The sequence below is a fragment of the Nocardia sp. CDC160 genome (assembly GCF_035818795.1).
Classification (GTDB): Bacteria; Actinomycetota; Actinomycetes; order Mycobacteriales; family Mycobacteriaceae; genus Nocardia.
Genome location: NZ_JAYKYT010000004.1, coordinates 1,033,657 through 1,053,244 on the forward strand (window position 1 = coordinate 1,033,657; position 19,588 = coordinate 1,053,244).

General features: G+C 67.5%; 19 protein-coding genes. 8 read left to right on the plus strand and 11 right to left on the minus strand.

The window, feature by feature from the left end; all coding sequences use genetic code 11:
• Nucleotides 1-176: 176 nt before the first annotated feature.
• Nucleotides 177-1,646: an amino acid permease gene (locus VMT40_RS26120; protein WP_326361429.1), complete on the minus strand. Its 1,470-nt coding sequence runs from the start codon at nt 1,644-1,646 to the stop codon at nt 177-179.
• 264 nt (nt 1,647-1,910) lie between these two features.
• Between VMT40_RS26120 and VMT40_RS26125 the strand changes: the two genes are divergently transcribed.
• Genes VMT40_RS26125 through VMT40_RS26135 form a run of 3 tightly spaced genes read left to right on the plus strand, consistent with a single transcriptional unit; the run spans nt 1,911 to nt 4,737 of the window.
• The gene (locus VMT40_RS26125) at nt 1,911-3,866 is read left to right on the plus strand and encodes a gamma-glutamyltransferase family protein (RefSeq protein ID WP_326361430.1); all 1,956 of its coding nucleotides are present in this window, start codon (nt 1,911-1,913) and stop codon (nt 3,864-3,866) included.
• Between the two features lie 59 nt (nt 3,867-3,925).
• Nucleotides 3,926-4,351 carry a MarR family winged helix-turn-helix transcriptional regulator gene (locus VMT40_RS26130; RefSeq protein WP_326361431.1) on the plus strand — a complete coding sequence of 142 codons (426 nt, stop codon included), beginning with the start codon at nt 3,926-3,928 and terminating at the stop codon, nt 4,349-4,351.
• Nucleotides 4,348-4,737, plus strand: a complete 390-nt coding sequence (locus VMT40_RS26135) for a hypothetical protein (RefSeq protein ID WP_326361432.1) — start codon at nt 4,348-4,350, stop codon at nt 4,735-4,737. The genes VMT40_RS26130 and VMT40_RS26135 overlap by 4 nt, the downstream gene beginning before the upstream one ends.
• A gap of 17 nt (nt 4,738-4,754) precedes the next feature.
• On the opposite strand, the gene VMT40_RS26140 is transcribed toward VMT40_RS26135, so the two are convergent.
• The 4 genes from VMT40_RS26140 to VMT40_RS26155 all read right to left on the minus strand — a co-directional run bounded on the left by VMT40_RS26140 (nt 4,755) and on the right by VMT40_RS26155 (nt 7,787).
• Nucleotides 4,755-5,306, minus strand: a complete 552-nt coding sequence (locus VMT40_RS26140; RefSeq protein ID WP_326361433.1) for a PH domain-containing protein — start codon at nt 5,304-5,306, stop codon at nt 4,755-4,757.
• Nucleotides 5,307-5,308: 2 nt separating this feature from the next.
• Nucleotides 5,309-5,788 carry a 6,7-dimethyl-8-ribityllumazine synthase gene (gene ribH / locus VMT40_RS26145; protein ID WP_326307822.1) on the minus strand — a complete coding sequence of 160 codons (480 nt, stop codon included), beginning with the start codon at nt 5,786-5,788 and terminating at the stop codon, nt 5,309-5,311.
• Nucleotides 5,789-5,825: 37 nt separating this feature from the next.
• Nucleotides 5,826-7,070, minus strand: a complete 1,245-nt coding sequence (locus VMT40_RS26150) for a bifunctional 3,4-dihydroxy-2-butanone-4-phosphate synthase/GTP cyclohydrolase II (RefSeq protein ID WP_326361434.1) — start codon at nt 7,068-7,070, stop codon at nt 5,826-5,828.
• 90 nt (nt 7,071-7,160) lie between these two features.
• Complete coding sequence (locus tag VMT40_RS26155) at nt 7,161-7,787, minus strand: riboflavin synthase (RefSeq protein WP_326361435.1); 627 nt, start codon at nt 7,785-7,787, stop codon at nt 7,161-7,163.
• 517 nt (nt 7,788-8,304) lie between these two features.
• On the opposite strand from VMT40_RS26155, the gene VMT40_RS26160 reads away from it, so the two are divergent.
• Complete coding sequence (locus tag VMT40_RS26160; protein ID WP_326361436.1) at nt 8,305-8,751, plus strand: hypothetical protein; 447 nt, start codon at nt 8,305-8,307, stop codon at nt 8,749-8,751.
• A 13-nt stretch (nt 8,752-8,764) separates the two neighbouring features.
• Here the strand turns inward: VMT40_RS26160 and rpe are convergent, their stop codons facing one another.
• Entirely contained in the window at nt 8,765-9,427 is a 663-nt protein-coding gene (rpe, locus tag VMT40_RS26165) for a ribulose-phosphate 3-epimerase (RefSeq protein ID WP_326361755.1), read from the minus strand.
• A gap of 170 nt (nt 9,428-9,597) precedes the next feature.
• Between rpe and VMT40_RS26170 the strand changes: the two genes are divergently transcribed.
• The 4 genes from VMT40_RS26170 (at nt 9,598) to VMT40_RS26185 (ending at nt 14,224) form a co-directional block, all read left to right on the plus strand.
• Nucleotides 9,598-10,020: an ATP-binding protein gene (locus VMT40_RS26170; RefSeq protein WP_326361437.1), complete on the plus strand. Its 423-nt coding sequence runs from the start codon at nt 9,598-9,600 to the stop codon at nt 10,018-10,020.
• A gap of 2 nt (nt 10,021-10,022) precedes the next feature.
• Nucleotides 10,023-10,949 carry a SigB/SigF/SigG family RNA polymerase sigma factor gene (locus VMT40_RS26175; protein WP_442790062.1) on the plus strand — a complete coding sequence of 309 codons (927 nt, stop codon included), beginning with the start codon at nt 10,023-10,025 and terminating at the stop codon, nt 10,947-10,949.
• A gap of 23 nt (nt 10,950-10,972) precedes the next feature.
• A complete protein-coding gene (locus tag VMT40_RS26180; RefSeq protein ID WP_326361439.1) occupies nt 10,973-13,057 on the plus strand; it encodes an NAD(+) synthase in 2,085 nt (694 codons plus the stop codon).
• A gap of 75 nt (nt 13,058-13,132) precedes the next feature.
• Complete coding sequence (locus tag VMT40_RS26185; RefSeq protein ID WP_326361756.1) at nt 13,133-14,224, plus strand: AAA family ATPase; 1,092 nt, start codon at nt 13,133-13,135, stop codon at nt 14,222-14,224.
• Nucleotides 14,225-14,323: 99 nt separating this feature from the next.
• Here VMT40_RS26185 and VMT40_RS26190 read toward each other — a convergent pair whose 3' ends face one another.
• The 5 genes from VMT40_RS26190 to VMT40_RS26210 form a co-directional block, all read right to left on the minus strand.
• The gene (locus VMT40_RS26190) at nt 14,324-15,700 is read right to left on the minus strand and encodes an RsmB/NOP family class I SAM-dependent RNA methyltransferase (RefSeq protein WP_326361440.1); all 1,377 of its coding nucleotides are present in this window, start codon (nt 15,698-15,700) and stop codon (nt 14,324-14,326) included.
• Between the two features lie 473 nt (nt 15,701-16,173).
• Nucleotides 16,174-17,097 carry a methionyl-tRNA formyltransferase gene (gene fmt, locus VMT40_RS26195; protein ID WP_326361441.1) on the minus strand — a complete coding sequence of 308 codons (924 nt, stop codon included), beginning with the start codon at nt 17,095-17,097 and terminating at the stop codon, nt 16,174-16,176.
• Nucleotide 17,098: 1 nt separating this feature from the next.
• Nucleotides 17,099-17,656, minus strand: a complete 558-nt coding sequence (def, locus tag VMT40_RS26200) for a peptide deformylase (RefSeq protein ID WP_326361442.1) — start codon at nt 17,654-17,656, stop codon at nt 17,099-17,101.
• Nucleotides 17,657-17,720: 64 nt separating this feature from the next.
• Nucleotides 17,721-18,743, minus strand: a complete 1,023-nt coding sequence (locus VMT40_RS26205; protein ID WP_326361443.1) for an esterase/lipase family protein — start codon at nt 18,741-18,743, stop codon at nt 17,721-17,723.
• A 93-nt stretch (nt 18,744-18,836) separates the two neighbouring features.
• The gene (locus VMT40_RS26210) at nt 18,837-19,454 is read right to left on the minus strand and encodes a PadR family transcriptional regulator (RefSeq protein ID WP_326361757.1); all 618 of its coding nucleotides are present in this window, start codon (nt 19,452-19,454) and stop codon (nt 18,837-18,839) included.
• Nucleotides 19,455-19,588: the final 134 nt, after the last annotated feature.

The window sequence follows — 19,588 nt, forward strand, 5'->3', positions numbered from 1 at the left end:
CAACCGTTCGGATTTCGGACAATCCGGTTGCGCAAGTTATGACCATGGCCACAGCCGATAGATAGCGCGGCAAACAGTGATCTCGAACACATAACGGCCGCACGCGATTTCGCGTGCGGCCGTGGAAAAGCCCAGGTCCGGAGACAGTTACCCAGTGTACCTCCGGAAGCCGGAAACTACTTGTCGTCCAGGGGGATCGGCGGAATCACCGGGAATTCACCGGTGTAGCCCTCGCGCATCTTGGCGATGGCCAGCACCCGCGGGCTGGCCAGCTTCCAGCCGATGGCCAGGGCGGGCACGATGATCACCAGGCTCGCCACCGTCCAAGTACCGACCGGTTTGTCGAATGCCATGAGGACCAGCACCAAGAAGAGGAATGCGAGCGTGGCGTACCCGGTGTAGGGAGCGCCGATCATGCGGAACGCGGGCCGCTCGGCGCGACCCTTGCGCCACCAGTGGTACAGCTTCAACTGGCACAGCACGATCGTCGCCCACGACGCCAGAATGCCCAGCGAGGCCACATTCAGCACGATTTCGAACGCCTTGGACGGCACGATGTAATTCAGCCAGATACCGAACAGCGCGATCACCGCGGTGAGCAGAATGCCGCCGTAGGGCACACCGGCGCTCGACATCCGCGAGGTGAATTTCGGCGCGCTGCCGTTCATCGACATCGACCGCAGAATGCGTCCGGTGGAATACAGTCCGGCATTCAAACTCGACAGCGCCGCGGTGAGCACCACGAAGTTCATGATCGAGCCCATGTGCGCCACACCGAGTTTTCCGAAGAACGTGACGAACGGGCTTTCCCCCGCCTTGTAATCGGTGTAGGGCAGCAGCAGCGCGAGCAGAATGACCGAGCCGCAGTAGAAGACCGCGATTCGCATGATCACCGAATTGATGGCGCGCGGCATGATCTTGGCCGGATTCTCGGTCTCGCCCGCCGCGATGCCCACCATTTCCACGGCGGCGTAGGCGAACACGACACCGGAGGTGACGGTGACCAGTGGCAGCACGCCGGTGGGGAACCAGCCGCCCGCGTCGGCGACCATGCCGAAGCCGGTGCTCGCACCGTCGACCTTGAAGCGCCCGGCGAAGAAGACGGTGCCGACCACCAGGAACGTCACCAGGGCCAGCACCTTGATCATGGCGGCCCAGAATTCCATCTCGCCGAACCATTTCACCGAGGCCAGGTTGATGCCGAGCACGATGATCAGCGCGCCCAGCGCCAGAATCCACTGCGCGATGGGCTGGAACGGGCCCCAGTAGTGCAGATAGGTGGCGACGGCGGTGGTGTCGACGATGCCGGTCATGGACCAGTTCAGGAAGTACATCCACCCGGCCACGAATGCGGCCTTCTCACCGAAGAATTCGCGCGCGTAGGAGACGAACGAGCCCGAGGACGGGCGGTGCAGTACCAGTTCACCCAGCGCGCGCAGGATGAAGAAGACGAAAACGCCACAGACGAGATACACCAGGAACAGCGAGGGGCCCGCATTGTGCAGGCGGCCACCCGCTCCCAGGAACAGGCCGGTGCCAATGGCACCGCCGATGGCGATCATCTGCAACTGCCGAGGTTTGAGCGCTTTGTGATAGCCGCTGTCCTCGGCGTTGAGGCTGGTGGCAGTAGTCCGGATCTCGGTCATTCGCCGGGTTAACCCTCCGCAATCGTGAAGTGAGGCACGCTGAGGGTACCTTGCCGTTTGCTGAGAGCTGAATCGGCGCTCCGGGCGGGTGAATTTCCCGCGAATATGGCCGGTCAAGCGACCAATTGGTGCCATTCACCGGCGATTGCCGCGAAACCGCTGATAATCCACGGTGTGACCTGCGAGGACGGCTGATCCCGACAACCCGCCCATTCGGCCCGTCAAAGCCCTTCCCAGCCGCCCGCACGGCGATAGAGTCCGATCATGAGGCGCTTGGGACGAACCGGGGGCGGCGCTGCCGCTCTGCTGCTCATAGTCGGATTGATGACCGCCTGTTCGTCCTCGACGAACCACACCGCGTCATGCACGGTGTCCAGCAATGGAACTCCCGTCACCTCCGGTGTGCCGACCGGTCCCAGCGGCACCAATCTGGCGCTGCGCCCGGAGGTCGCCACCGGCTACCGCACCGGCATGACCCCGGTGAAGACCGGCGATTTCGCGGTCTCCACCGCGAATCCCGTTGCGACGGAAGCGGCCTGCAAGGTGCTGCGCGACGGCGGCACCGCCGCGGACGCGCTCATCGTGGCCCAGACCGTGCTGAATCTGGTGGAGCCGCAGGCCACCGGCATCGGCGGCGGCGCGTTCCTGATGTACTACGACGCCACCACCAAGACGGTCGACTCCTACGACGGGCGCGAGACCGCACCCGCCGCGGCCACCGAGGACTATCTGCGCTACATCAGCGCCGCCGATCACACTGTGCCGCAACCGAACGCGCGCGCCAGCGGTCGCTCGATCGGCGTGCCCGGAGTGCTGCGGCTGCTCGAGACGGCCCACAACGAGCACGGCAAGCAGCCCTGGAAGGACCTGTTCACCCCGGCCATCAATCTGGCCGACGGCGGGTTCAAGATCTCCCCGCGCATGGCCAGCCAGATCAACGACTCCAAGGCCGATCTGGCCCGCGACGACAATGCCAAGGCGTACTTCCTCCAGCCGGACGGCAGCCCGAAGACCGCGGGGACCACACTCACCAATCCGGCCTTCGGCAAGACGCTCTCGGCCATCGCCACCGACGGCCCGAACGCCTTCTACACCGGCGCGATCGCCGCCGATATCGTCGACACCACCGCGACCACCTCCGGCGGGCGCACGCCGGGCCAGCTCTCGCTCGCGGATCTGCAGTCCTACCAGGCGAAGAAGCGCACCGCGGTGTGCTCGCCGTATCGCGGCCACGAGATCTGCGGCATGCCCAACCCGTCCTCGGGCGGCATCACGGTCGAGTCGGCGCTGGGCATCCTGTCCAATTTCGATCTGTCGTCGATGAAGCCGAGCGACCTGTCCGGTGACGGCAATACCGCCCGCGACGGCGGCAAACCCACCCCGGAGGCCGTGCACCTCATCGCCGAGGCCGAACGCCTGGCCTACGCCGACCGCGACAAGTACATCGCCGACTCGGATTTCGTTCCGCTGCCGGGCAATTCACCGCAGACGCTGCTCAACCCCGACTACCTGAAGCAGCGCGCCGCCCTCATCGACCCGTCCAAGAGTCTGGGCACCGCCAAGCCCGGCGACTTCGGCCCGGTCCCGGTCGGCAATGGCCCGCAACAGCCCGAGCACGGCACCAGCCACATTTCCATCGTCGACAAGTACGGCAACGCGGCCGCCATGACCACCACGGTCGAATCCGCCTTCGGCTCTTTCCATTTCGTCGACGGGTTCATTCTCAACAACCAGCTCACCGACTTCTCGGCCGAGCCGCTCGACAAGGACGGCAACCCCATCGCCAACCGGATCGACCCCGGCAAGCGGCCCCGCAGCTCCATGGCCCCGACCCTGGTCTTCGACCGCAACCCCGACGGCACCCGCGGCCCGCTCTACGCGGTCACCGGCTCCCCCGGCGGCGCGGTCATCATCCAGTTCGTGGTGAAAACCCTGGTCGGACTGCTGGATTGGGGCATGAACCCGCAGCAGGCGGTGTCCATGATCGACTTCGGTGCGGCCAACACCCCCACCACCTACCTGGGCGGTGAGCATCCGGCGGTGAACGCCGCCGACAATGGCGACCACGACGCGGTGGTGCAGAAACTGCGCACCCTCGGCGACCAGGTCTCGGTCACCCCACAGTCCAGCGGCCTCTCGGCCCTGGTCCGCGACGGTAACGGGTGGATCGGCGGCGCGGACCCCCGCCGCGAGGGCGCGGTCCTGGGCAGCCCGCGCTAGCTCACGGAGGCCGGTTCCCGGCGCATTGCATTTACTACGGATTCAGATAATCTGGATTCGTGAAGTACGAATCCGTAGTAAATGAGCCCTTGCTGCTCACGTTGCAGCGGGCGACCCATGCCACCCTGCAGGACCTGTCGGCGGCGGTGGTCGATCTGGACGTGACCGAATCCGAGGCCAATGCCCTGGCCAACCTCGCCGACGGTCGCGGGCGCACGGTGTCCGAGCTGGGCGCGGGGATCGGCATCCGACCGACGACCCTCACCGGGGTGCTCGATCGGCTCGAACGCAAGGGCCTCATCACCCGGGGGATCCGGCAGGGCGACCGACGTGCGGTGCTGATCGAGCTCACCCCGGCGGGAGCCACGGCTGCGGCCGAGGTCCTGAGGGCGATGACCGAACTGGAAGCTCGCCTGCTGGAAGGCCTTTCGGCAGGGACGATCGATGAGACGCGACGGGTCCTGAAAGCGCTGGCCGGATCGTGACGGCCTTCGATGATCTGGTGACCGAGGTGATGTCCGACGCCGGTCGGTTCGGTCATCGCGAACACCTGCACGTCACCTGGCTCGCCCTGCGCCGGTTCGGATTACCCGCGACCGTCGCGATGGTCAGCGACGGCCTTCGCAATACCGCCCGCTACGCCGGGGTGCCGCAGAAATACCATGCGACCGTCAGCCGCGTCTGGGTCGTGCTGATCGCTCACCACCTGGCGCACACGCCCACCGATGATTTCGACGTCTTCCTCGACCGCAATCCCGGCCTGTTCGACAAGCACCTACTCATGCGGTTCTACCAGCCGTCGACACTGGCCAGCGACGCCGCGCGGACGGGCTGGGTCGAACCGGACCGGGAACCACTGCCCGACGCGTAGCCCGTCAGCCGGGATGTTCAGTCCTGTTGCCCGGCCGTGTATTTCGCGCCGAGCTCCCGGAATCTGTCCATGGCCTCGGCGGCACGCATCTTGTCGTTGGAGCGGATGGCCATCATGGGCACGTACTCGTCGTGCGCGAGTTCCAAACGGGCCCAGGACTTCTTGTCGGGGAACGAGATCCCGCGAATGTCCTTCCACTGGAACTCGCTGTCGCCCACGATGTTGCGGACCATCACCCCGCGCTTGCCGACGCGCACGCGGGGGCGGGTGAGGGTCAGGACGGCACCGGCCAGCACGATGCCGAACAGGGCGAGGCCGATCTGGTCGGAGACCCGGAAGTTGACGCCGGTGGAGCCGTGGCGCAGGACGATGCCGCCGAAGATGAAGATGGCCGCGAGCACGGCCGCCACGATGCGCACCGTGACGATGGCGTGGTGGGGACGGACCTCCAGGTCCCAGTCACCCTCGGCGGTGCCCGATTTCGGGGCGACGGGGGTTGCGGGTGTCGACTCGGCCATCGTTTCCTCGGACTCCGTCTTCTGCTGCTCGGTATCGTCCCGCTTCGGCATGGCTATACGGTCTGGGTGAGTTCGCGCAGGGTGAGCGCGGCGTCGAGGGCCGCGGCGGCCGCCTGCTCGCCCTTGTTCTCCGCCGAGCCCGGCAGACCCGCGCGGTCGATGGCCTGCTCCTCGGTGTTCACGGTGAGCACGCCATTGGTGACCGGGGTGCTCTCATCGAGGGACACCCGGGTCAGCCCCGCGGTCACCGAATCGCACACGTACTCGAAATGCGGTGTGCCACCGCGAATCACGACGCCCAGCGCGACCACCGCGTCGTGGGTGCGGGCCAGCGCCTGCGCCACCACCGGCAGTTCCATGGCACCGGCGACGCGGACCACCGTGATGTCGGAGACCCCGGCGGCGCGCGCGGTCTGCTCCGCATTGGCGACCAGCGCGTCGCAAATGGTGGTGTGCCAACGCGATGCCACGATCCCCAGCTTGAGGTCCTTGGCATCGGCGAGCTCGAAGGTCGGTACGCCCGTACCGCTCATCGTGTTACGCCCTCTCGGTAGTGGTTCGCGCGGACAGTCAGTTGGCGGTCTCGCCGAGATCCAAGTCTTCCAGGCCGACCAGGTCGTGGCCCATCCGGTCCCGCTTGGTGCGCAGATAGCGCAGATTGTGCTTGTTGGCCCGCACCGGCATGGCCACGCGCTCGCTGATGGACAGGCCGTAGCCCTCGATGCCCGCGCGCTTGTCCGGGTTGTTGGTCAGCAGCCGCATCGAGGTGATGCCCAGATCGACGAGGATCTGCGCGCCGATGCCGTAGTCGCGGCCGTCGGCGGGCAGGCCCAATTCCAGGTTGGCGTCCACGGTGTCCGCGCCGCCGTCCTGCAGCTGGTAGGCCTGCAGCTTGTGCAGCAGCCCGCTGCCGCGACCCTCGTGCCCGCGCATGTAGAGCAGCACACCGCGGCCCTGCTCGGAGATCATCTGCAGCGCGGCGTCCAGCTGTGGGCCGCAGTCGCAGCGCAGCGAGCCGAAGGCGTCACCGGTGAGGCATTCGGAGTGCACGCGCACGAGCACGTCCTTGCCGTCGCCGATCTCGCCCATCACGAGCGCGACGTGTTCGGCGTCGTCGTATTCGCTCTCGTAGCCGATGGCCCGGAACTCACCGAACTCGGTGGGCAGCTTGGCTTCCGCGACCTGCTTGACGTGCTTCTCGTTGCGGCGACGCCAGGCGATCATGTCGGCGATGGAGATGAGCGCCAGATCGTGCTCGTCGGCGAACACGCGCAACTCGTCGGTGCGGGCCATATCGCCCTCGTTCTTCTGCGACACGATCTCGCAGATGACACCGGCGGGGGCCAGCCCGGCCATGCGGGCCAGATCGACGGCGGCCTCGGTGTGGCCGGGGCGGCGCAGCACGCCACCGTCCTTGGCGCGCAAGGGAACCACGTGACCCGGGCGGGTCAGATCGTCGGACTTGGCGTTCGGGTCGGCCAGCACGCGCATGGTGGTGGCGCGGTCGGCGGCGGAGATGCCGGTCGTGATGCCCTCGCGGGCGTCCACGGCGACGGTGTAGGCGGTGCCGTGCTTGTCCTGGTTGACCGCGTACATCGGGGGCAGGCCCAGGCGATCGCAGTCCGCCCCGGTGAGCGGCACACAGATGTAACCGGAGGTGTAGCGGATCATGAAGGCCACGAGCTCGGGGGTCGCCTTCTCCGCCGCGAAAATGAGGTCACCCTCGTTCTCCCGGCCCTCGTCGTCGACAACGACGACCGCCTTTCCGGCGGCGATGTCGGCGACTGCGCGCTCGATGGTGTCGAACCTGGTCACGTCTGTTGTGCTCCATCTCGAATTAGGTGCCTCATTACAGTAGGCCAGCCGCCGTGCCCGTTTTGCGCCGCCTCTGACCTTTCGCGGAGATCAACCGCGCTGGACGAGGCGCTCGACGTACTTGGCGATGATGTCGACTTCGAGATTCACGACGGTGCCGACCGGGGCGGTGCCCAGGGTGGTGAGCTCGCGGGTGGTGGGGATGAGGGAGACCTCGAACCAGTCCTTCGCACCGTCGGCGTAGGCCTCTGCGGCGATCCCGATGCCGGAGACGGTCAGCGAGATGCCGTCCACGGTGATCGAGCCCTTCTCCACCACATAGCGAGCGATGCTGTCGGGCAGGGAGATTCGCACGACCTCCCAGTTCTCGTAGGGCGTGCGGGAGACGATGGTGCCGGTGCCGTCGACGTGGCCCTGCACGATGTGCCCGCCCAGGCGGCTGTTCACGGCCGCGGCGCGCTCGAGATTGACGCGGGAGCCGACACCCAGCCCGCCGATGCTGGAGCGGTTGAGGGTCTCGGCCATGACGTCCACGGTGAAGCGGTCGCCCTCCACTTTCTGGTCGACCACGGTGAGGCAGACGCCATTGACGGCGATCGAATCCCCGTGTCCGGCATCGGAGGTCACCAGCGGGCCGCGAATGGTCAGTCGCGCCGAGTCGTCCAGCTGTTCGGTGGCGACGATCTCGCCCAGCTCCTCGACGATGCCTGTGAACATGCCCTACCTCTCCCGTTCGCCTGTGCGTTCTCGCTTGCGCCAACAGCCCGCACCACACGGGGTATTCCCGGTACGAACGGTCGTCCCCCTCAGCCTAACGACGCCCGGTCGTAGGCGACATGCGGCCTTGTTCACTGGAGAGTTGGAGACCGGCGGACAAATGAAATCGGGCATATGCCAACTTGCGATCCGCAAATTGTCCGAATTGGAGGGATTTATCAATTGAAGAGTAGGTATTTCCCAGGTACACCCAGGGCCTGACCTGGGCCAACCGGAAGAAGTACCCAGTCCACGACTCGCTTACACCAGAATCTTGCGCGGAGCCAAAAATGGTCGCAAGATTGTTATGTAGCTGATTCCAACAGTTCAACTTCTCCGCGAGCAGTTCAACGAAGAACCGTCCGGGCGTCCAGCGGCCGAGGCGATCATCGCAGCAACCGAACGAAGGAAGGGTTGGCCCCCGCGCGGGTCGGATCCAGGTGGCAGACAACACAAATGGCACAGTTGGGGGTGCGGCGTGACCACGTTTCTCGATTCGACGCTCGAAGTTCGGTGTGTGCAGTACCGGCGCGAATTTCACCTTCCGGCGTCGATCGATCCGGCGTCACGACACATCCTGCTGGAGATAGGCAACCGTTACGGTGCCATCACCATGCCCGCCGACCTCGGCGAACGCGTCCAGGAACGGTTGCGGCAGGCCGACCTGGCCGGTCCGGTCGTCGATCACCCCCGCGCCCGGCGCTGGACCTTCATCACCGGTCCGGCCCGCCCGGAAACCCTCAGCAAATCCGTCGCGGCGGCGCTGTTCCGGCTGTACGCGACCGTCGCGTGCTCCGGCGCGCAGGTGGTGCTCCCGTCCGCCGATGACGAGCGGACGGGCTACCGCACCTGGATCCACTCCCCCGAGTCCAGCGACACCGTGCCGCCACTGGAATCGGTGATCGAGGCGCTGCTGCGGCGCTGAGCGATCCGGGCCGTTACGCCGAGGCCGTCTCGATCGCGATCACCTTCTGCCGCAAGGCTTCCACGGTCGCGGCCGGGTCCGGCGTCCCGTACACCGCGGAACCCGCCACGAAGCAGTCCACCCCGGCCTCGGCGGCCTGCTCGATGGTGTCCATATTGATGCCGCCGTCGATCTCGACCACCAGGCGCAGTTCACCCGCGTCGACCAGGCGGCGCACCTGCTTGGCCTTGTCGAGCACGTGGGCGATGAAAGACTGTCCGCCGAAACCGGGTTCGACGCTCATCACCAGCAGGGTGTCGAATTCACGCAGGATCTCGAGGTAGGGCTCGATCGGGGTGCCGGGCTTGACCGACAGGCCCGCCTTGGCGCCCGCGGCGCGGATATCGCGCGCGACGGCGATCGGATTGTCGGTGGCCTCGGCGTGGAAGGTGACGTTGTAGGCGCCCGCCTCGGCGTACCCGGGGGCCCAGCGCTCCGGGTTCTCGATCATGAGGTGGCAGTCCATCGGAATGTCGGTGGCCTTCAAAAGGCTCTGCACCACCGGCAAACCCAGCGTCAGATTCGGGACGAAGTGGTTGTCCATGACGTCGACGTGCACCCAGTCGGCGCCCTCGATGGCCTTCAGTTCATCGGCGAGATGAGCGAAATCGGCCGAGAGGATGGAGGGGGCGATCATCGGCGCGGGGCGGGAGAACGGCGAGGTTGAGGTGCACACAGCGCGGAGTCTATCGGCCGTACGACACGACTCGGTCAGCACCGGTGCACGGTTGGACTCGACGCCGACCGGTTGCGTCGGCGCGACCGAATGGCTGATTGCCGCGCGCCGGAATGGGTAGCCTTAACAGGGTGATCAACATTTCGGCGGAACAAGGGCTGCGTGGCACACCGGTCGAGATCGGCGTCGCCGCCTCCGTTTCCCAGTTGCCCATCGTGCGCGGACTCGCCGAAACCCTGGTGCTACTCAGCGATTTCACCCTGGACGAGGTGGCCGATATCCGGCTGGCCGTCGACGAGGCCGCCTCCACGCTGATCGCTCTGGCCGCGCCCGGCACGACGTTGCAGGTCCGGTTCACCGTGGGCGAGTCCGATTTGCTCGTGCGGGTCAGCGGCACCGCCGCGGCCGAGGGCCTACCGGATCAGCGCAGCTTCGGCTGGCATGTGCTGCGGACCCTGTCCGATGAGGTCACCGCCAGCCAGGGCGACTTCGATCCGGCGCTCTCCGGATACCCGACGGCGGTGGAGTTCCGGCGGGTCCGGGGGAAGGCGTAGTGATCGAAGGCAAGGACGTGTTCGCATCAACCCCCGACCCCACCCAACCCGATCCGTCCGAGGAGCGGGAGCTTTCGGAGCACCAGAACGACGAGGCGACCGACAGCGACGAGGCGGCGGAGGACGCCGAGGAGACCGTCGACGCCGAAGAGGCCGAGGAGGTCGCGCGCACCGTCTCCGGGTACGACGATGTCACCGCGCTGTTCGAGCAGTTGGCCGCCGCCGCACCGGAATCCGAGCGCCGCGCCGCCCTGCGCGGTGAGCTGATCAACCGCTGCATTCCGCTCGCGGACCATATCGCCCGCAAGTTCAGCGGGCGCGGTGAGCCTTTCGACGACCTCACCCAGGTCGCGCGGGTCGGGCTGGTGCACGCGGTGGACCGCTTCGACATCTCGCGCGGCTCGAACTTCCTGTCCTTCGCGGTGCCGACCATCATGGGCGAGGTGCGCCGCTATTTCCGGGACAACACCTGGGCCATGCGGGTTCCGCGCCGGGTCAAGGAGACCCACCTGCGCATCGGTGCGGCCATCGACGCGCTCTCCCAGCAGTTGGGCCGCTCCCCCACCGCCAAGGAGATCGCCGCCGAGCTCGGCATCGACGCCGACGAGGTGACCCAGGCGGTCATTGCCGGAAACGCCTACCAGCCCAGCAGCATCGACGCGGTATCCGTGGGCCGCGACACCGAGGCCTCCCTGCTCGACACCCTGGGCGAGGAGGAATCGCAGTTCGACCGGGTCGAGGAGTACGTGGCCATCCGCCCGCTGCTGGCCGGGCTGCCCGAGCGCGAACGCAAGATTCTGACCATGCGATTCTTCGAATCCATGACGCAGACCCAGATCGCCCAGCAGATGGGCATCTCCCAAATGCACGTCTCGCGGATCCTGTCCAAAACCCTTGCCCGCCTGCGGGAGCAGTCCGCCCGGGAGTGAGCACGGTAGATTGCGTCTAGACCATGATCACCTCGGCCGGAGCGAAGGGGTCGGAGTTGACGCAGATGCCGTTCGATTCGCTGTATCGGCACGGGTTCGCGCGTGTGGCCGTGGCGGTGCCGCGGGTGCGGGTGGCCGATCCGGCGTTCAATGCGGAGCAGACGCTGCTCTCGGCGCGGCAGGCCGCGGCCCAACACGCCGTGCTGACGGTGTTCCCCGAGCTCGGGCTGTCCAGCTATACCGCCGATGATCTGTTTCATCAGGATGCGCTGGACGCGGCGGTGGCGGCGGGGCTCGAGCGGATTGTCGAGGAGAGCGTCGGGATCGACACCGTGCTGGCGGTCGGTGCGCCGGTGCGGGCGCAGGGGCGGTTGTTCAACTGCGGCATTGTGATTCACCGGGGGCGGGTGTTGGGGGCCGCGCCCAAGAGTTATCTGCCGAATTATCGCGAGTTCTATGAGAAGCGGCAGTTCGCGGCGGCGCGGGAGGCCGTGGAGGATCACATTGTGATCGCCGGGCAGCGGGTGCCGTTCGGGGCCGATCTGCTGTTCACCGCGACCAACCTGCCGGACTTCGTTTTTCATCTCGAGATCTGCGAGGACGGCTGGGTTCCCTTGCCGCCCAGTGGTTTCGCCGCGCTGGCGGGGGCGAGCGTGCTGGTGAATCTGTCGGCCAGCAATATTGTCATCGGCAAGGCCGATTATCGGCGTGATCTGTGCACCTCGCATTCGGCGCGGTATATCGCCGCGTACCTGTATTCGGCTGCGGGGCACGGCGAGTCGACCACCGATATGGCCTGGGACGGGCAGGCGCTGGTGTGCGAGAACGGCAATGTGCTGGCCGAGGGTGAGCGGTTCGCCGAGCAGCCGCAGGTGGTGACCGCCGATATCGATCTGCGGCGACTCGTCGCGGATCGGCTGCGCACCACCAGTTTCGCCGATACCGTGCACGATCATCGGGAGCGGCTCGAGCGGTTCCGGCGTATCGAGGTCGAACTACCGATCCCGGCCGGGACGGTTGCGCTGCGACGTGAAATCCCGCGCTTCCCTTATGTTCCCGCCGATCCCGCGAGCCGCAATGAGCGGTGCGCCGAGGTGCACCGGATTCAGGTGGAAGGGCTCAGCACCCGGCTGGCGGCGACCGGGTCCCAGCGGGTCGTGATCGGGGTATCCGGTGGTCTGGACTCGACGGTGGCATTGATCGTCGCGGCCAAGACCATGGATCGGCTCGGGCTGCCGCGCTCGAACGTGTTGGCCTACACCATGCCCGGCTTCGCCACCAGCAGCCGCACCCTCGAGGACGCGCGGCGGCTCATGCGGGCGGTCGGGGCGACCGCGCACGAGATCGATATCCGGCCCTCGGCCATGCAGATGCTGCGGGATTTGAATCACCCTGCCGCCGACGGGGTTCCGCAGTACGACGTCACCTACGAGAACGTGCAGGCGGGTGAGCGCACCTCGCACCTGTTCCGGCTGGCGAACATGCACAACGCTCTCGTGATCGGCACCGGCGATCTGAGCGAGCTGGCATTGGGCTGGTGCACCTTCGGTGTCGGCGACCACATGGCGCACTACAGCGTGAACGCCTCCGTACCCAAGACGCTGATCAAATACCTGGTCGCCTGGACCATCGACACCGACGGCCTCGGCTCGGAGGCAGGCGAGGTGCTCAAATCCATTCTGGCGACCGAGATCTCACCCGAACTCATTCCCGGCGACGGCGACGCCCCCGCGCAGAGCTCCGAGGCCACGGTTGGCCCTTATGAACTCCAGGACTTCCACCTCTACCACATGCTCCGCTTCGGCGACCTGCCCAGCCGCATCGCCTACCTGTCCCAGCACGCCTGGTCCGACCGCGGCCGCGGGCTGTGGCCGGACCTGATCCCCGCCGACCAGCGTCACGAATACGACCTGCCGACCATCAAGCGCTGGCTCGCGGAATTCCTGCGGCGCTTCATTCAAACCAGCCAGTTCAAGCGCTCCACCCTCCCCAACGCCCCCAAGGTCGGCTCCGGCGGCTCGCTGTCGCCGCGCGGCGATTGGCGCGCGCCCAGCGACGCCTCGGCCGCCGCCTGGCTCGACGAACTCGAGCGCAATGTGCCGGACTGAAAAATCGGTTGAGCCCATTCCCTGATCGGCCGAGGATGGCAGGGTCCGCGACGGGAGGGGTTGGCATTGGTGTCGGTGCTGTGGATAACCGGTGCGCCGGGGGTCGGGAAGTCGACGGTGGGATGGACGCTGTACGAGTGGGCGCGCGCACGGGGTCGGGCGGTCGCGTATATCGACATCGATCAACTGGGGCTGATGCTTCCGGCTCCGGCCGATGATCCGGGGTATCACCGGCTGGAGGCCGCCAACCTCCTCGAGATGATCGCCGTATACCGCGGCTACGGAGCACGGCACATCATCGTTTCCGGAGTGGTCGATCCGCAGCGAGGCATCGCTCCCTACGTCGCTGGCGCGAAAGACATCGAGTTCACGCTCATCCGATTGCGGTGCGAGGCCGAGGAATTGCGCCGCCGGTATCTCGGACGCGGCTCGACGGCAGAGCGACTCGAGGAGCTGATGACCTTGGCCGACACCCTCGATCGCGGTGGGGTCGGCTCGCCGCTCGACACCACGAAGATGACGGTGAATCAGGTGGTGCGGAGGCTGTCCAAGCGGATACCGCCTGATACCCAAGCCCTTCCAGCACCCGCCTTGGTATCGGCGGATCGTAGTCCCGGAAGCCGATCCCCGATTCTGCTGCTGGCCGGACCGACCGCGGTCGGTAAGTCGACCGTCGGGTGGGAGATCCTGCGAATGCTGCGGGATCGTGGCACACGCGCCGCGTTCATCGACGTAGATCAGTTCGGGTTCTTCGAGTCGGATCTCGCCCCGGAGATCAAGGCCGACAACCTGATCCGAGTCTGGCACGGCTACCGGAACGCGGGCGCTCAGGCGTTGATCGTCGTCGCCCGCGGTGCCCCGCATCGGTATCAGCGACGCCTCGCCCACGAACACCTCAGCACCGCATACCTGGAAGCCTCGCCACGCATGCTGGCCGACCGCATCGCACGTCGCAGTCGCGGCGAAGGTCCACGCCTGGCAGGCGATTCGCTGCTCGGCTCCTCTGCCCGGCAGCAGCACCGCATCGCCCTCCGCGCCGCCGCGGAGGCCGACGCCTTGCGACGACAGGGCAGCGGCTCGGTGGTCATCGACACCGATCACCGGATGATCGCGGACCTGGCGGCGGAACTCGCCGGGCTGCTACAGCCCGCGTCCGTGAGCACCTGACGAATCGACCGCAGCGAGATATACGCCTTGCGACGACGGCCTCGGCGCGAGTGTGCGCCGAGGCCGTCGAGTCGGTTTGACCTTAATTCTGCAGGGAACTTATTGCGGCGCTATGGGTTTGCGCAGAGCCGCGAGGAACATGGCGTCGGTGCCATGGCGGTGGGGCCACAGCTGCGCGCCGGGGCCGTCGCCGAGATCCGGGACGCCCGGGAGCAATTCGCGGGTGTCGAGTTGCTCAGCGCCGGTGCGGCGGACCACGTCAGCGACCACCGACACCGTTTCCGGTAGGTGCGGCGAGCAGGTCGAGTAGACGACCACGCCACCAGGGCGGACCAGATCCCATGCGGCGGTGAGCAGTTCGCGCTGCAGGGCGACCAGCTCGCGCACGTCCGACGGCTGGCGTCGCCAGCGAGCCTCCGGGCGACGCCGCAGTGCGCCCAGTCCGGTGCACGGGGCGTCGACCAGGATGCGGTCGAAGCCGGGCGTCAGGCCGCTGTCCCGACCGTCGGCGACGTGGACGTCGACCGGCATGCCGCGAGTGGCCTGGCGAACCAGGTCCGCTCGATGCTCGGCGGGCTCGACCGCATCCACGTGGAAGCCGTCGATATCGGCGATCGAGGCCAGCAGTGCGGTCTTGCCGCCCGGACCGGCACACAGGTCGAGCCAGCGGCCAGTATCCGGGCCTTCTAGGGGCGCGCGCGTAACCGCCAGGGCGACAAGCTGACTGCCTTCGTCCTGCACCGCGGCCATGCCCTCGCGCACCGGTTCCAGCTTGCCCGGATCACCGCCGTCGAGATACACCGCGTACGGCGACCAGCGCCCTTCCTCGCCACCGGTGACGAGCGCCAGCTCCTCGGCGGTGATGTCGCCGGGCCGCGCCACCAGGTGCACCGCGGGTCGCGCGTCATCGGCCTCCAGCACATCGCGCAATTCCCCGGCCCGCGCCCCCAGCGCGTCCGCGAACGCCTGCGCGATCCACACCGGATGCGCGTACTCGAACGCCAGGTGCCCCAAGGGATCCGACGGCGCGAGCCGCTCCACCCACTCCTCGGGCGTCCGCTCGGCCACCCGCCGCAGCACCGCGTTCACGAACCCGGCCCGCCCCTGCCCGAACTCGGCCCGCACCAACGCCACCGACGTATCCACCGCCGCGTGCGCCCCGATCCGAGTCCGCAACAACTGATACGTCCCCAACCGCAACGCATCCAGCAACGGCCCATCGATCTCCTCGACCGCCCGCCCCGCCCCGTCGGCGATCACCGCATCGAGCAACCCCAGCGACCGCGCCGCCCCATACGTCAACTCGGTAGCCAGCGCAGCATCCCGCCCGCTGATCTTCCGCTCCCGCAACAACCCAGGCAGCACCAAATTCGCATAGGCGTCCCGCTCCCGCACCGCCCGCAACACATCCCGAGCCACCACCCGCACCGGATCGGCCCCCGCCTTCTCCGCCCGCCGAGCCGCCGCCGCACTCATCCCCTCCCGAGACTCCCGCCCCGCACCGACCGAATCCCGCTCACGCCCATGGCTCTTACCACCACGACCGCTCCGACCCGACCGTTCGGTCCCGGAACCGCGACCTCCGCCCGAGAACCCATCGCGCCCGTTGTCACGACGATCGGCTCCTCGGCCACCGCGTGGCTTGTCCCAGCCGCCATTTCGGGCGTCCCGAACCGACCGGTCTCGACCCGCGGCCGCGCGTGGTCCATTTCCACGGACGGGGCCACCGGTTCCGCGCTCCTCGCGGGAGCGATCCCAGCCGCCGTTTCGGTTGTCGCGGGTCGAGCGGTTCGAGCTCGAATTGCGGTCTGCCGCAGGGCGTTCGCCGCGATCGTTGCCCGTACGGCGATCCTTGTCGCTCGCGGCCTGGTTGTTCGCCGCTGTCGAGTCGGAGGCCGCCGCCGCGGAGCGGCGGAAGGGGCGGCGGGGGGTGTTGTCTTCGGGGCGGGTCACTCGACCACCGTGCCCGGCTCGAGGCGGGCGCCGCGGGCCCAGTCGAGGGCGGGCATCATGCGTTTGCCCTGGGGTTGGACCTGGGTGAGGCGGACCGCGGTGGTGGCGGTGCCGATGTAGACGCCCGACTTGCGGATGTCGATGGTTCGGGGTGGGAGTTGTTCCTCCACCATGTCGACCGGGGCGAGTTTGAGGCGCTTGCCGTCGATTTCGGTCCAGGCGCCGGGGGCCGGGGTGACCGCGCGGATGCGGCGGTTGATGGCCAGGGCGGGCTGGTCCCAGCGGATGCGGCCCGCCTCGGGTTCGATCTTGGGGGCGTAGGAGATTCCGTCGAGCGGCTGCGGAACCGCTTGCACGGTACCGTCTTCCACGCCGTCGAGGGTGGCTTCGAGGAGTTGCGCACCGGCCTCGGCGAGCCGCGCCAGCAGGGTGCCCGCGGTGTCGGTGACGGCGATCTTCTCGGTCATGGTGCCGTACACCGGCCCGGTGTCCAGACCCTTCTCGATGCGGAAGGTGGACGCGCCGGTGTATTCGTCACCGGCGAGCAGCGCCGCCTGCACGGGAGCCGCACCGCGCCACGCGGGCAGCAGCGAGAAGTGCAGGTTGATCCAGCCGTGCTTCGGAATGCCGAGCACGTCCTCGCGCAGCAGCGCGCCGTAGGCGACGACCGGGCAGCAGTCCGGGGCCAAAGCCCGCAACTGCTCGACGAATTCGGGCTCGGACGGCCGCTGCGGCGTGAACACCGGAATGCCGTGCTCGTCGGCCAGCAGCCCGATCGGCGAGCGGGTGATCTTGCGGCCGCGTCCGGCCACCGCGTCCGGCCGGGTCACCACCCCGACCACCTCGTGCCGCTCGGATTCGATGAGCCGCCGCAGCGACGGCACCGCCGGTTCGGGGGTTCCCGCGAAGACCAGACGCATATCAGCGGCTCCGTTCCCGGCTGCGGCCGCCACCGATTTGCGAGGCGGGCAGCACCGTGACTCCCTGTGTGAACCACGACGATTCGCGAATGGTGCGCATCGCCTCCTTGCGCGAATCCGATTCCAGGCGCTGCAGGAACAGCACGCCGTCGAGGTGGTCGGTCTCGTGCTGGACGCAGCGTGCCAACAGCCCCTCGGCCCGGAACTCGACCGGCTTGCCGTCCATATCGACACCGCGCGCCTGCACGGTCAGCGGCCGCGTCACATCGAAGCGCACACCGGGAATCGACAGGCAGCCCTCGGGCCCGGTCTGGGTCTCCTCCCCGATCACCTCGAAGGTCGGGTTGATCAGATGCCCCTGCGCGTCACCGGTGTCGTAGACGAAAACCCGTAGCCCGACCCCGATCTGCGGTGCCGCCATGCCGACGCCCCCGCTCTCGTACATGGTGTCGATGAGGTCGGTCACCAGCTGGCGTACCTCCCGATCGAACGTCTCGACCTCCGCCGCGCGGGCGCGCAGGATCGGATCGCCGAACAGGCGGACAGGCTGGATGGTCACGGGCAGCTCCCGATGGCTAACGAATACGGTCGTCTCATTTTACGGACGCCCGTGACCACCCCGATCAGGAATGCGCCGCCAACACGACATCGCTGATGCCGGTGCCCAGCGCGACCGGCACGCAGGCGGGTGTCACCGCGTGCGCGGGATCGAGCAGATTGACCACCAGCCGCTGCACGTACGGGTCGTAGACCATGTGGAAATGCCCGGTCAGATCCTCGGCGCAGAGGTTCTGCAGCACGATGTTGGTCGCGCCCTCGCCGTGCAGGGCGATATTGGTATTGGGCTGGATCATTTCATCGACCCGGCTGCCGATCGTCGTGTATGTCACACCCGGCACCGTGTCGCCGCCCGCGTTCAGCTCCCGAATGAAGGGTGCTCCCGCCGCCTGCTGCACCGCCGCGAGCGAGGATCCCATCTCGACGAGTTTGTAGATGCCCGGCACCGCGTCGGCGATCGGGACCAGGCCGTACATGACCCCGCCGTAACTGGGCGAGGCCAGGCCGATCCACTGTCCGACCTTGGGCGCGCCGCCGAGCTTGTTGATCCAGTAGCGAGTCACGCTCGCGCCCTGGGAGAAACCGACCAGATCGACCTGGGTCGCGCCGGTCGCGGCGAGCACCTTATCGACGAAGGTGCCGATCTGCGCCGAGCTCTCCCACACGTCCTCGGTGCCATAGGTGTCCTTGCCCGGCTTGCCGCCGTAGTTGAGCGCGAACACGCAGATCCCGGCCTGCGACAGCAGCGGGCCGAGACCCGACCAGTCGGAGTAGGCCGAGGAGTCGGTGCCGTGTGCGAGGACCACCGGGCGCGGATGCTCGGCGGTCGGCTTGCATCCGAAGTCGTTGGCGCCCTGGGGCGCAGCGTCGGGATGCTCTTTGAGATAGTGGGCCGCCGCCAGATGTTCGGTCTGGGGCGGCCCCTGTTGCGTCGGTACCTTCAGTACCGGAGTCGAGGCCGGTTCGGCCTGTGCGAATGTCCCCGTCGGTGTGGCGGCCGTGCCGATCACGGCGGCCGCCAGCGCCATTACCCCCACCGGTGCCACGCGGCGCAGAAATCCGCGGGTTCGGCTCCTCTGTTGTCCCATGTCACAAGATTCCATGGGGCGCTGTTGTCCCATGTCACGATCTTGACTGGTTTCGGGTCGAAAATCCCAGTGGGGGCCGGTGATTCGGAGCCATTACTTTTCGGGTGTGTCGTCCTCGGCGAGGATCCGGTAGAGCGAGCGCCGCGCCTCGGTGAGCACCTCGGCCGCCTTCGCCGCCTGATCCTTGGTCCCGACGGCGGCGACCTGGGCGACCGCGCCCATCAGCTGGCCGACCAGTCCGCGCAGATCGAGCGCCTGATCGCCGACGCCGTCCTTGACGTCCTGCCAGGGATCGCCGAGTTCGGCCTTGTTGGCCTCGACGTACTCGACACCGGATTCGGTGAGCTTGGCCGTCTTTCGACCCGACACCTTCTCGATGATGACCAGGCCCTCGTCCTCGAGCTGCGCGAGCGCGGGGTAGATGGAGCCCGGGCTGGGCCGCCACACGTCCTGGCTCTTCTCGCGAATCTGCTGAATCAGCTCGTAGCCGTGCATGGGCCGCTCCTGCAGCAGCAGGAGGATGGCCGCGCGGACGTCACCGCGCCGACCACGCCCGCCCCGGCCGCGACCGCGACCGAAATGCGGACCGGGTCCGAAGCCGGGACCGAAGTCCGGGCCGAAACCACGGCCGTGGCCGTGGCGGTGCGGACCGAAATCGCCGCCGCGCGGGCCGAATTCCCCACGCGGACCGCGGGGTCCACCGTGACGCATTCGCGGATGTTGGGGGCCCTGTCGCTCTTCGGCGTGCAGTCGCCGCCAGCGGCCGCGGCCCCGTTCGATGTTGTCCATGTGTTCCATGGTCGTGCCTCCTTCAAGGCTCGTCGTTGTACTTGCTGCTATCGACG

Bases quoted from the DNA above. Each gene is read 5' to 3' on its own strand.
- VMT40_RS26205 (WP_326361443.1), bottom strand. From the start codon at position 18,743: ATGGGACAACAGAGGAGCCGAACCCGCGGATTTCTGCGCCGCGTGGCA.
- VMT40_RS26180 (WP_326361439.1), top strand. From the start codon at position 10,973: ATGATCACCTCGGCCGGAGCGAAGGGGTCGGAGTTGACGCAGATGCCG.
- ribH (WP_326307822.1), bottom strand. From the start codon at position 5,788: ATGAGCGGTACGGGCGTACCGACCTTCGAGCTCGCCGATGCCAAGGAC.
- VMT40_RS26140 (WP_326361433.1), bottom strand. From the start codon at position 5,306: ATGCCGAAGCGGGACGATACCGAGCAGCAGAAGACGGAGTCCGAGGAA.
- VMT40_RS26210 (WP_326361757.1), bottom strand. From the start codon at position 19,454: ATGCGTCACGGTGGACCCCGCGGTCCGCGTGGGGAATTCGGCCCGCGC.
- fmt (WP_326361441.1), bottom strand. From the start codon at position 17,097: ATGCGTCTGGTCTTCGCGGGAACCCCCGAACCGGCGGTGCCGTCGCTG.
- VMT40_RS26125 (WP_326361430.1), top strand. From the start codon at position 1,911: ATGAGGCGCTTGGGACGAACCGGGGGCGGCGCTGCCGCTCTGCTGCTC.
- VMT40_RS26190 (WP_326361440.1), bottom strand. From the start codon at position 15,700: ATGAGTGCGGCGGCGGCTCGGCGGGCGGAGAAGGCGGGGGCCGATCCG.
- VMT40_RS26155 (WP_326361435.1), bottom strand. From the start codon at position 7,787: ATGTTCACAGGCATCGTCGAGGAGCTGGGCGAGATCGTCGCCACCGAA.
- VMT40_RS26120 (WP_326361429.1), bottom strand. From the start codon at position 1,646: ATGACCGAGATCCGGACTACTGCCACCAGCCTCAACGCCGAGGACAGC.
- rpe (WP_326361755.1), bottom strand. From the start codon at position 9,427: ATGATCGCCCCCTCCATCCTCTCGGCCGATTTCGCTCATCTCGCCGAT.